Here is a 12,122-nt window from a genome sequence, read left to right on the forward strand (position 1 = left end):
CGGTGGAGCTGCATGACAAAGTCATCGGGCATTATCTGAACATAAAACACTATCAATAAGTTGGAGTCATTACCCTATATCATTACCAGACAAATTAAGTGAGTCGAAATATTCTGTAAGAATGCTTCGCATTGATGCAAGGATTGACTATCGCGTGGAAACCCCTGAGTGTAAGAACGTAAAATTTAATGATTACTTTTTCTTAAATGAAAATATTAAAGATCTCAATGATAAAAACCATGTTTATGATCCTGAGTTTTATCCAATTACATTATGGAGTTGTTCATATAGCAGAGAGGTGTATGATGTTGGTGAGTATGGCTCACATATACAGCACATCGTTTTTGATAAAAATAAAAACATATGGGTGATAGATGATGATGCAACAAAAACAAATAATAAATTTAAACCATCAGTTTTATATAATATAAGTTCAGTGAATGCACAGGGTTTCTTAATCATTGATGAGAATATTTCGGAGATGGATAAAACAATATACGAAGATGATAACATAAAAAAGAAATTTTATTTTTGTATGATTGATGGCTCATATGCTTTATGCGGCGCAGGCAGTTTAATCAGAAAAATAGATAATCAGTTGATTGATTTTACGCCATACATATTAAAGTCACTGGAAAGTATGGAGATTGGCGTTAATTAAAAAAGAATATCCGATATTAATATACTCTAAATAATTTGAGTTACAGGAATGCAGTAAATTTCCAGGAGTCTGGATGTTGGATACTGAGATGAGCGTATCATTAATGACGAGGTTACTCTGCGTTATTTAAGTGGTTCATGCCGCTTTAGTTCTGTCTTTGACACAGACGAGTAGCTTGAAATTCCAGGTGAGAGCAATTATCATTTTTCTGTTCCACTTGATAATATGTATCATTTTTATCAGGTCAGCATCGTTATAATATACGTACAGTGGATTATTTAATCGTTGATAGAAACTGGCCTTCAAAACAAGAAAATTACTATCATGCGCTACGCCTGTTGACGTTTACGCCTAATAAGATATGCCAGAAAACAGATAATGGCAGGGTTATTCTTCAGCATAAAATTAACTGTCATAAGAATGGTAATGGCGACACAAAAAGAAAAACCATGAAATATAATGAAGGTACTTTTAAATATATGCTCAAAAAAATCATTGGCGCTCTCGCGTCAATTATTGGTGGGCTACTTGTTTTTTTATGTGTCTATTGGTTATTTCGTCTGGATACCTGGACAGAACGAGGGATTTATATAGGCGCCTCTATATTTTTGTCTCTTATTCTCATAAAAATACTATCATTCTTCAATGATGAATAGACGGCAGGAAAAACCTTGAGTGTCTCACACCGATTCTTACTGGGTGTCAAATTTCGAAAGCCTGCTCTGCTGATACCCTATACAGAAGAACTGGTTCAACAATTATCAGACAGTAGCAGGAATCGAACCCACACCAGGCAAATCACGTAGATAATTCTGTAAGGGTTAGTTTTGTGGTGGTCTTGATAAACGGTCAAAAATAGCTTTAACAGTCCATTAGCCCAAAGGACTTCTCCAAGTCCGGGCACCAACCCTTCAGATGTGGATGCCCTAAATAGCCAGATTTTACTTATAAAATCAACAGGTTATTCCAATCTCCATGTTCACTACTGTTCATTAAAATATACTGGCAGCCACCGCTTTTTGTGGGTAAAAACGCCGGTTTTCTGCATAGCGCATGACGCTATTGAAACGTTATTTAGCAAATCCTGTCTGAACCAGAAATTAAGTCTCTGTTAACCTGCGCTATTACAGAAAATCATAGAACAGGCGTCTCAAAAGAATATCGTCCTGAAGGACGAGAACCCAAGGCATTTTCAGGAGATGAGTCAACCGCGAGAGAAAAAAATTATATTAATAATTTTTAATTGTTTTTTAGAAAGCCAGACAAGATTTAAATTAAAAACATTTATTTTCAATCGGTTATAAAAAATATCGCAACATACGTCACATTATTAACATGTGAATGATTGTGTTAACTGAATGTAAATTGTATGTTTCAACATACCACTATTTTACTGCGTCCCGGCGCGCTCATCCGGATGGAAGGAGATAACATGTCAGCCTTATCAACTACTGGCCATAATGACGGGATCACTCTCCATTGCTTACAGAGCATTGCGCAACTCATTCCTCTGTCGTCGGCGGTTTTTTATCGTGTTAATGCTTATTTAAAGCCAGAAGCCTATGTTTTACATAACATTTCTAATAGCACACACCAACAATATCTGGAGCATTTTCAACCATTAGACCCGCTATCGCCTTCCCGGTTCGGCCAACAGGTTGTTACCGTAGCGACGATGACGCCCGGTATTTGTGCCCGTCATCGCCATTATTATCATGAATTTATGCTACCTAATCATGTGTGCGACATGATTGAGATCTTTATTCGTCGGGGCCATCGTATTATCGCGGGCATTTCATTAATGCGCGATATACCTTTTTCCAGCGAAGAGCGTTTACGAGCCCAGGCAGTACAACCATTACTGGGACTGGCAATTCATGATTCTCTTCAGGAAGACAACAATCTGACGTCAATATTGACCGCCAAAGAGCGTGAAATTGTGGGAATGGTCTGCGAAGGGGCCAGCAACAAATTGATTGCCCGTCAGTTGAATATTTCACTCTCAACAGTGAAAACGCATTTACGTAATATTTTTGCTAAAACAGAAGTGATAAATCGCACGGAACTGGTTTCCCGAACCAGAATGTCTTCGGTACAACATTCACAGCATATGTGAAAGCGTGCTTTTTAACCCGCGTCAATTGCGGGTCTTTTCCCCATTGTCATATATGCCTAAATTAATACCACTCTCTGAGCTGATGCCGCAATAAAATGTCATATTATCTGGCGTCGGTATCCTGTTGCAGCCATTGATTCATGGCCTGATTGATCATATTTATCACACTAAGCAGAAGAACACGCTGGTGCCGCTCAAGCCGCAGATAACGGCGCAGCGGCGGCATTTTACAAACCACTTCGCTAGCAGCCCATAGCTCAATGCCGCAATACCATTCCTTATGATGTAAAACCAGCGTAAACCGACGATAATCCAGTTCACTCAGTGCCTGTTGTAAATTGGGGAAACAATTAAGATAGTTAATCAGCCCGGCGGTACTTTTGCTGCCAGTAAAAATGACGGGATAACGTTTCAGCCATCCGGGCTGATGAACGCGAATTTTGCCCTGCAAAGGATAATTGATTGTGCCTTTCACCCTGAATTCACAACTGTGAATACTGGCCATGAATAACCGTTTTTGCTGAACATGGCAGATAACCTGGGTAAATGCATTCAGATGCAGCACGGCGCTATGTTCGGTCAATTTTTCACAACGCCAGCCGCTCAAATCACGTAACACCATATTCATTAATGCGTTCTTAAACCAGGGGACGGAGGACATCTGGCGTCATCTCTTCATTGTTTCGCTTTTCATAATTGCCCATAGCCCGTTCCACGACCTCTTCTACCGGAAGCGGGAGGAAAGGATTAACCCGTTGCACACATAATGTCCAGAATAAGGCATAGGCGGCAGTCAATCCAAGCATAATACCGAATGGTATAAGTACATCCCGACTGTTCATTCCTGGAGGCGCGATATTAATAATGGCGATAATAATACCCACGCTCGAAATAATCTGAGGTAAGGGAAACCAGGGGGCCCGGTAAGCGCGTGGTAAATCGGGGCGCCGAATACGTAAGATAACGACCGATAACGTTACCAGCAGATAAGCTACTCCCCAGGCGCAGACCGCAGCGAGGATCAGCGGAACAATGTGGTCGATATCACCGTTCAGATACCAGGCATGTAAACAGGGAATCGCAACACCGAATGCGATGGCGATGACCGGTGTTTTAAAGCGGGGGTGCAACCAGGTCAGAAACCGCGGCAAAGCGCCGTCCAGCGCCATGCCGTATATAATACGCGGTACTGCCGCCATTAGCGTATTAATCGTCGCACATCCCGCTAACAACAACCCCACGCCCAGCCAGTATTGCCCGACATGTCCCATGACACGATTGGCAAAGGCGGGAATAGCCATCGGCGTATCCAGTAAAAAGATATGGTTTGCCGCATCGACCACCACATTATTTACCTGCCGGTTAATCGCAGCGCCATAGAGGAACATACAACCTGCCACCGCTAAAAGGCCAAGCGCCATCGCTCTGGGAATCGTACGATGCGCTTTTTTAATTTCCGGCGCCATTGGCGTGACCAGTTCACAACCGACGAACATAAACATCGCCATGCCTATATAACCAAACAGACCAGAAAGATTACTGACATCAAGCGGTGCGCCAAACCACCCGGAATGATGAGTGACCGGGGATAACAGGATCCCGCATAAACCGAAGATGGTCAGGGTAGTCCACATACCGAATGTAAGAAACACTTCCACCTTGCCAAATACTTCAACACCAATGGCATTCAGTATCCCGAAAACCACTACCATGCCGACGCCAACCATCCAGGTATTGTGCTGCATGGCCACGTGTTCGCTAACGGACTCAAAGTTCACCAGCGCCATGACGCCAGCGAGAATCGTTTCTGCCGTGCCGGCAAAAATGTGTACGATCAGGTAAGCGCAAAGCGCACCGGTGATAGCGAAAAAACGCCCCATCCCGCAGGAGATATAGTCGTAGACGGAGCCAGTCGTGGGAATGAGCGTTGCCGCTTCGGCAAAGGTGGTAATCTGCGCTTGCATCATAATAAATGCCAGTAATACCGCAAGGGCAAAGGTATCTCCCCCTGAGCCAAAACCACTGGTCACGGTCAGGATCACCGGGCTTGCCATAATCAGCCCGACGGAGCTGGCAAGCGTCGTGGGGAAACCAATAACGCCACGTTCAAGATGGCTGGCAAGTCTGTTTTTAAACATGGTCAACCTCTTCACTATTATTACAACAATAAATTACCGCTCCGGAATAACGTTTATTTATGGCAGGCAGCGCATCTAACAGGTATCGTCCTGAAGAGGGATAACGGTAAATAACGTTGTGACGCCGTCCCCGCATGCGCTAATAGCAAGTGGGGAGCGCGTTATTCTCCCCACTGATGCCAACGCTACTGACGAACAATTAAAGGATTCAACCCTGTTTGTGGCTTTCGACGTTTGCCAGATAATGTTTTACAAAACGGGGCGTTAAAACTTTCCATGCCACTTCGGTTCCCTGTTCAACAAACCAACTATCGCCTGGTGAAAAACGTATCGGTTCCTGACCCGCAACAGTGAGTTCCACTTCCCCTTCCAGCACGGTTGCGTGCTCGGTAAAGGGATAAATCATCGTGAAACCGCCGCGGGTCGATGAAAACAGTCCACAGGTAAATACGTCCTCAGGTTTACCGTAAATCATCGCAACGGCGACCTGGGGATCGCCTTCTGTTGGCAACGCCCCCAACAGGCTGACACTCCCGATTGGCTGTAATTCAGGAACAGGTTGATTGAGTTTAAAAGCGTGCATTAATGTTCTCCTGGTTAATTCCGGCCTTTCCAGAAACCGGCTGTTTGATGTATCAGTTTTCCCGCACTGACCAGCAATAGACGTAGACTGTCGCGACCATAAATTGTCGCGTGGGGAATGCTACTCATCAGACGATACCGCTCGGAACCGCCATTTATTCCTTCGGCCAGGATTTTGCATACAATATGGGAAGGCGTGACGCCAAATCCGGAATAACCCTGAACATAAAAAACATTATTGTGTTCACGAAGCGTGCCAATCTGCGGAAACAGATTCGCGCTACAGGCCATCGGTCCGCCCCAGGCAAAATCGATTTTAACGTCTTTCAAATAAGGGAAGACCTCCGTCAACAGAGTGCGGTTCCAGGCAGCAAAATCGTGCGGGGTATATTCAAGAAACCTTGTGGCGCTGCCAAAAAGCAGACGGTTTTCTTTTGTGAGACGGTAGTAATTTATCACCGGGCGGATATCACTAAAAGCCCCGCGCAAGGGACTGATCCGCTCAACAAGCTCGCTGGAGAGAGGTTCTGTAGAGACCTGATAAGAATAAGTAACCAGCGTTTTCTTATAAATTTCTGGTTCCAGATTATTGAGAAAACTATCACAGGCCCACAGCAATTTGGCCGCTTTTACGCTGCCCATCGCAGTACGTACCCGCACTGTCTTACCGTAACTGACCTCAACCACTGGTGAATATTCGAATATCTTCACCCCCAGCGAATTCGCAGCCTGAGCGGAGCCCAGCAATAAATTCAGCGAGTGGACATGCCCTCCCCCCATATGCTTGAGAACACCGCAGTAAACGTCGGAACCGATAACCTGCTGCACGTCTTTACCGGTATAGAGTTCAATATCATCTTCCGGCGTAGCGGCTTTGAATTCTTTTTCCCATTGTTGCAGCGTTTTTAACTGCCGCTGGTTGTAGGCCAGATAACCATATCCGGGGACAAAATCAGCATCAATATGGTATTTACGAATTCGCTCCCGAATAATACCTGCGCCGAGGTTCGAGATTTTAAACAGCGTCTCCATTCCCGCTGCGCCTACATATTTTTTAACGGCTTCGATGTCGTGACCTATACCGGCCATCACCTGACCGCCGTTTCGTCCAGTGCCGCCATACCCAAGATGGCGGGCTTCCAGAACGACAACATTAGTGATCCCCTGCTCCGCCAGTTCCAGCGCGGTATTGATGCCTGAAAAGCCACCGCCAATGATCACCACATCGGCATCAATATCCTCTTGCAGAGCAGGAAAATGCAACGGGTATTTTTTCGTCGCGCCGTAGTAATTCAACGCATCGAGTTTTGTATTCATCGCGTTACCTTGTCATCACGCTTGACTAAGAGCGCTATCACAGCACGGTAACGTTTTACAAAATATCGTCCGGAAGAATGACGTTCTTTGGAACGATATTCAGCCCCGAAAAAGTATGTTGGGATGGAAAAACGTACATTCCTGACCTACAGGCACTTCTGATGAGCGATGTGACATTACTTGCCGAAGTAACGACTTTTTTACGCCAACGACACGGACAATTTATTGCAGGTGAACGTCAGGCCGGAAACGGCACGAACTTTTCGGTCACTAACCCAGCCACCGGCAAAATCATCGCCGACGTTGTGTCGGCAACCCCTGCGCAGGCAGAACAGGCCATGCAGAGCGCCAGACGGGCGTTTGATGTCTGGCGTAAAATGCCAACGTTACAACGCGGCGCATTACTGCTGAAACTGGCTGATACTCTTGCCGCTCATCGTGAAGAGTTAGCTCAACTGGAAAGCGTCTGTTCAGGTAAAACGATTATGCTGTCGCGCGGTCTTGAACTCGATCAGTCAGTGGCCTTCCTGCGTTACTTTGCCGGTTGGGCAGGAAAAATAACCGGTGAAACGCTGAATGTCTCCCTGCCATCAATGGGAGAAGAGAGATACACAGCGTTTACCCAACGCCAACCCATTGGCGTGGTCGTCGGTATTGTGCCGTGGAATTTCTCAATTATGATTGCTATCTGGAAGCTGGCCGCAGCGCTGGTATGTGGCTGCACCATCGTCATTAAACCAAGTGAATATACCCCGCTGACACTGCTGCGAGTCGCTGAACTGGCTAAAGAGGCTGGTTTCCCTGATGGCGTAATTAACGTGGTAAACGGTGCTGGCGGTGAGATAGCGCAACAGCTGATCGCGCATCCAGATTGCGCCAAAGTGAGTTTCACCGGGTCAGTTGCGACAGGTGAGAAAGTCCGGCGTTCGGCAACATCGTCAGGAAAACGCGTTACCCTCGAACTGGGAGGGAAAAATGCGGCGCTGTTTCTCAATGATCTCACGGCACAAGCCATGGTCAACGGTATTCTTGAAGCCGGTTATCTGAATCAAGGACAGATTTGTGCTGCCGCAGAGCGTTTTTATCTGCCCCAGGAAAAACTGGATACGGTCATGACGCTCCTCAGGCAACGGTTATCGGAGATCGTGCCCGGCTCCCCTTTAGATGAAAAAACGGTGATGGGCCCGCTGGCGAATCAGGTTCAGCTTGAAAAAGTGCTGCATCTGATTCAACGCGCACGGGAAGAAGGGGATACTATTGTTTACGGCGGTGAAACTTTACCCGGCGAAGGGTACTTTTTACAGCCGACGGCGGTAAAAGTGCGTAGTAAAAACAGTACGCTGATGCACGAGGAGACCTTTGGCCCTGTCTGTAGCTTTATCGGTTATCAGAATGAAAAAGAGGCGCTTTCGCATATCAACGCTTCGCCATTCGGCCTTGCTGCAAGTGTGTGGTCGGAAAATATATCTAAGGCATTACGCTACGCTGAAGATATTGATGCTGGCATGGTGTGGGTCAATATGCATACCTTTCTCGATCCCGCGGTACCCTTTGGAGGGATGAAAGGATCGGGTAGTGGTCGTGAATTTGGCAGCGCGTTTATTGATGACTATACCGAACTTAAATCTGTCATGGTCCGTTATTAACCATCCTGAAAATGATGCAGGCAGATCAACCATACCGAAAGGTGGACTGTCTGCCTGATTATCAGGTTCGTTCGCTGCGTTTTATTGCTTGTGGGTAATGTTAAACGCCCGGCCCGGCGTTCCTTCCTGCATTACTAGCGCCATCTACCGTTAGAGTAGGCTATCTCCAGTCTTAACGGTTCAGACTCATCCTGTAACATCGCTTCCAAAGACAACGCCAGCGTCTGATGATAGGCATCTTTTACACTGACTTTCAGCATGTTGATGCTCGGTTCATAACGTAAAATAGCAGCGCGAAGCTCACGGCAAAACCAGTTGAGAACCCGTTTGTCACCCACATTCACCTCGTGCCATTCCGGCATACCCCGAGTGAGCAACGGCGGTAATGTCTCGCCACCTGGCACGGCGCAAGAGTTGAATAAACACATTAATTTGCGGCGTACCAATTCATGTGGGCTTATCCCCTCAACCAAGAGCCTGTCGAATAGCGCGACCGGAATGGCTGGCGTCATCATCATTTCCCTATCTGGCCCATCGCCAGATCCCATACTGACGTTCTGGACTCCTGTTGAGCGCTGTCTGATTTCTCGGCAGTGATTTGCCATTTGATTTTCGTGAAGTTCAGCGACATCGTTTCCACCGGCTTACCGCCGGCGCCGCCGCTAACACTGAGTTGTGATATCAGCACGTTTGTCAGGGTATAAACGATAAGCGACCGCATTTTGCCGCCGTCATTGTGGCACAACGTCAGCACCGCGGTTCTAATTAGCCTCCCGCTACAGCAGTACTCATTGAGCACAGGCGTGGCGAGGTCGACAAATTTAGTGAGCGACATTTCACCAACATGCGCACGCCCGGAAGTCCGCTCAGTGAGGCTAACATCGTTATTTACCTGCATTGCCACATTGTGGCTATAAGACATGATCGCTATCTGATCTTCAAAGCCTTCAACCTGGCTTTCGCCTTTGATATTGTCGAGCTTTAAAAAAATCGCATCCATGATTTATCTCCTTGTTGATCAGGTGGCAGTTCAGCAGCCAGACGAATACCGGCGGCCAACGCTTGTGACTCTTATTAAAAGCGCAACGACCAAAAAACACAGCGTGAAAAGCGCCAGGTTTGCAGGGATTTTGCCAACGTTTACCCACGTCTGATAAACGTTATTCCGCAGATTGCAATGCAATAGAGGGTTTTGGCCCGCTGTGGCCAAATACAATTGAGGTTATACTGAACGCTCTCTGCCATATTCAATCCCTTTTATCGCAAAGTATCCCTGGTGCCGGTATCACAGCGTCGTTATTCAAAAATTGACATTTCAGAATAATAATCAGCTATATATAAAAAACACATCAAAAAGCAAATATCAACTTAATTTTTACTTGTTTAATAAAAAAATCCAAATTGATTTACATCAATTAACACATAAAAAAACATTAAAAATCAAAGCCTTAAATAAAAATTAATCACTATGGAAATTTTATTTTTCTTAATACTCACATTATAAATGCTATTTACTTATTTTCCTGTAAACACTAAAAAATGATTTAAATCAAAAAACAAACTATTCTCGTTGATTAACGTTTTGACCGAAATAAAAAAGATTTTATACGTCCCGGGATAGTCTCCCTTTCTGATGGACAATATGCATTAACAAGCGGGCAAACAGGTAACTTCTGCCCGGGTAATCCGTTACCCGACTGATATTAACATTGTCATGAGGTGATATCATTTGCCCGGCCAGCCATAATCATCCGGAACCGGCGCTACGCCACGAACATCAGGACGGAGCATTTTTTGTCGATCCTCTTCGTCATCCACCCAGACACTGGCTATCTCTTCACAGGTTGCAAACCATACGCCATCATGCCCTTTAATATGTTCAATCAAACGTGACAACATCATCATATGATGCCCATGACCGATTATCTGCGGATGAAGGGCCATCGCATATAAACCGTTTTCCTGATGGTTATAAGCATAGGTAAAAATATCCTTCCAGCGTCGCAGAACACCGTCAGTATCGCTCATCCCCTCCTGGTTGCCGGTATACGCCAGTGCGGGAAAATCATCCAGATACCAGCTAACAGGAATTTCCAGAATCGCGCTGGCCGGGCCTGCGATATTTCCCGTTTCCCAATTCACCTGCCAACGTTGAGGATGGTAAGGCACAAGATCTCTCGCCATCAGGCTACTGTCATAGAGAAAACCGGCTTCCTCCAGAAGATCCAGCGTATTCTCGCTATAATCCCAATAGGGAGAACGGTATCCTACAGGGCGTATGCCAAAATGTCTTTTATAACAGGCGAACGCCAGATCCATAAGTCGGCGTTCTGTATCACGATTCACCAGAGTCGGATTTTCATGATAGTAGCCATGGTGAGCGATTTCATGCCCGGCATCAAAAATTGCTTTACTGATTTCCGGGAAGGTGTCTACAGTGTGTCCGGGAATAAAAAAGGTGGTTTTGATATTATTTTCTTTGAACAATTTCAGAAGCCTTGGTACGCCAACTTGAGCACCAAACTCTCCTCGTGACATAAAGGATGGCGACGGTCGATTAAATCCGCCCAGCCATAAAGACTGAGCATCTACATCAACACCAAGATTGACCGCAATCCTTTTACCCTCAGGTAATTTTAAATATCCCATAACGACCTCCAGCTAATACATAGAAGGGACACATTCTGTTATTTAATGTGTGATGGCCAGATATTATATATGCCTGCTTTTCTGCGTCTGTCCTTGAACGTTGTTGCTGCCCCCCCAAGTCTATTTTCATATAGAACATCGAGGTTAATTTCTCCTGAAATGACATCCTCTTGATTGACGTGCGCCTCTGCGATAATACCTTGTGGATTTTTCCACACGACATCACAGGGGCTTAAAATTGAACTTCGGGCCCAGCAGCCTGGCAGTGGTCCACCCGGGTTTCCGCCCAGGCAACAGTGAACAAGATAAATTTGATTTTCAATACAACGTGCGTGGCAACAATGTCTGACTCGCCAAAATCCCTGTTCAGTAAACGTAGCGGAAGGCGTTAAAATTAACTCCGCACCCTGTTCCGCCAGCGTCGCGGCACACTCCGGTATTTCTGCTTCATAACAAATATTAAAACCCACCTTTGCAAATGGCAGTTGAAAAACAGCCATTTTATCGCCTTCCTGAGTATACCAACCCCGTTCAGCCGGGAAGATATGCGTCTTACTATGAGCATAATGTTCGCCGTCGGGTCCCCATATATGCGCAACATTCTCATAGCGATCTGCTCCGGTCTGCTCCAGATGAGAGCCAGCAATAATGAACTGTCCTCTTTCTTTAGCTTCCTGTTGAAAAAGCTGCTTATAGGCATCCGTAAACTGATCAATTAAAGTTAGGTGTGAAATGGGTCTTTCTTGCCATTTTTTCAATAGTGTAAATAGCTCAATGGTAAATAGCTCCGGGAAGATAACGACATCAGCCCCCTGACTTTTATTAAGAAGTATCCTTACCTTTGTTATGAAATCTTCAAAAGTGTTTATTTCGGTAACAATATACTGACAAGCTGAAACAGTAAAATTACGTGACATCGTGATATCCCCGGCATGAAATTTAAACTTAAATTAACGTATAGCGCATGGAGAATATTAGGGAGTGGACATTACGACATCAGGTTATTTTTTGTG

At 45.4% G+C, this 12,122-nt stretch carries 12 protein-coding genes; 4 read left to right on the forward strand and 8 right to left on the reverse strand.

What is annotated here, in order from left to right; all coding sequences use genetic code 11:
• The first annotated feature begins 2 nt into the window (after nt 1-2).
• The 3 genes from ACLJPQ_RS19145 (at nt 3) to ACLJPQ_RS19155 (ending at nt 2,777) form a co-directional block, all read left to right on the forward strand.
• On the forward strand, nt 3-59 hold the full coding sequence (locus ACLJPQ_RS19145) for an IS1 family transposase (RefSeq protein ID WP_003032489.1): 57 nt from the start codon (nt 3-5) through the stop codon (nt 57-59).
• Between the two features lie 95 nt (nt 60-154).
• Entirely contained in the window at nt 155-661 is a 507-nt protein-coding gene (locus ACLJPQ_RS19150; RefSeq protein WP_193627517.1) for a hypothetical protein, read from the forward strand.
• Nucleotides 662-2,093: 1,432 nt separating this feature from the next.
• Nucleotides 2,094-2,777 (forward strand): helix-turn-helix transcriptional regulator, encoded by a 684-nt coding sequence (locus tag ACLJPQ_RS19155; protein WP_023138738.1) that lies wholly within the window; start codon nt 2,094-2,096, stop codon nt 2,775-2,777.
• Nucleotides 2,778-2,880: 103 nt separating this feature from the next.
• Here ACLJPQ_RS19155 and ACLJPQ_RS19160 read toward each other — a convergent pair whose 3' ends face one another.
• The 4 genes from ACLJPQ_RS19160 to ACLJPQ_RS19175 form a co-directional block, all read right to left on the reverse strand.
• Nucleotides 2,881-3,438, reverse strand: a complete 558-nt coding sequence (locus ACLJPQ_RS19160; protein ID WP_000100099.1) for a DUF3156 family protein — start codon at nt 3,436-3,438, stop codon at nt 2,881-2,883.
• Complete coding sequence (locus tag ACLJPQ_RS19165) at nt 3,416-4,915, reverse strand: APC family permease (protein ID WP_000475953.1); 1,500 nt, start codon at nt 4,913-4,915, stop codon at nt 3,416-3,418. Before ACLJPQ_RS19165 ends, ACLJPQ_RS19160 begins: the two co-directional genes overlap by 23 nt.
• Before the next feature lie 208 nt (nt 4,916-5,123).
• A complete protein-coding gene (locus tag ACLJPQ_RS19170; RefSeq protein WP_000542980.1) occupies nt 5,124-5,498 on the reverse strand; it encodes a cupin domain-containing protein in 375 nt (124 codons plus the stop codon).
• A gap of 14 nt (nt 5,499-5,512) precedes the next feature.
• Nucleotides 5,513-6,814 (reverse strand): NAD(P)/FAD-dependent oxidoreductase, encoded by a 1,302-nt coding sequence (locus ACLJPQ_RS19175; RefSeq protein WP_001093168.1) that lies wholly within the window; start codon nt 6,812-6,814, stop codon nt 5,513-5,515.
• 161 nt (nt 6,815-6,975) lie between these two features.
• Between ACLJPQ_RS19175 and ACLJPQ_RS19180 the strand changes: the two genes are divergently transcribed.
• Nucleotides 6,976-8,460 carry an NAD-dependent phenylacetaldehyde dehydrogenase gene (locus tag ACLJPQ_RS19180; RefSeq protein WP_080184794.1) on the forward strand — a complete coding sequence of 495 codons (1,485 nt, stop codon included), beginning with the start codon at nt 6,976-6,978 and terminating at the stop codon, nt 8,458-8,460.
• A gap of 134 nt (nt 8,461-8,594) precedes the next feature.
• Here the strand turns inward: ACLJPQ_RS19180 and iraD are convergent, their stop codons facing one another.
• The 4 genes from iraD to ACLJPQ_RS19200 form a co-directional block, all read right to left on the reverse strand.
• Nucleotides 8,595-8,975, reverse strand: coding sequence for an anti-adapter protein IraD (gene iraD / locus ACLJPQ_RS19185; RefSeq protein WP_058215575.1), 381 nt, complete (start codon nt 8,973-8,975; stop codon nt 8,595-8,597).
• Nucleotides 8,975-9,460, reverse strand: a complete 486-nt coding sequence (locus tag ACLJPQ_RS19190) for an Hcp family type VI secretion system effector (protein ID WP_080184795.1) — start codon at nt 9,458-9,460, stop codon at nt 8,975-8,977. Before ACLJPQ_RS19190 ends, iraD begins: the two co-directional genes overlap by 1 nt.
• A gap of 725 nt (nt 9,461-10,185) precedes the next feature.
• Nucleotides 10,186-11,109 carry a polysaccharide deacetylase family protein gene (locus ACLJPQ_RS19195; protein WP_000540892.1) on the reverse strand — a complete coding sequence of 308 codons (924 nt, stop codon included), beginning with the start codon at nt 11,107-11,109 and terminating at the stop codon, nt 10,186-10,188.
• 38 nt (nt 11,110-11,147) lie between these two features.
• Complete coding sequence (locus tag ACLJPQ_RS19200; RefSeq protein WP_000089254.1) at nt 11,148-12,026, reverse strand: carbon-nitrogen hydrolase family protein; 879 nt, start codon at nt 12,024-12,026, stop codon at nt 11,148-11,150.
• Between the last annotated feature and the right edge of the window lie 96 nt (nt 12,027-12,122).

This window comes from Salmonella sp. SAL04213, from assembly GCF_046550535.1.
Taxonomy (GTDB): Bacteria; Pseudomonadota; Gammaproteobacteria; order Enterobacterales; family Enterobacteriaceae; genus Salmonella; species Salmonella enterica.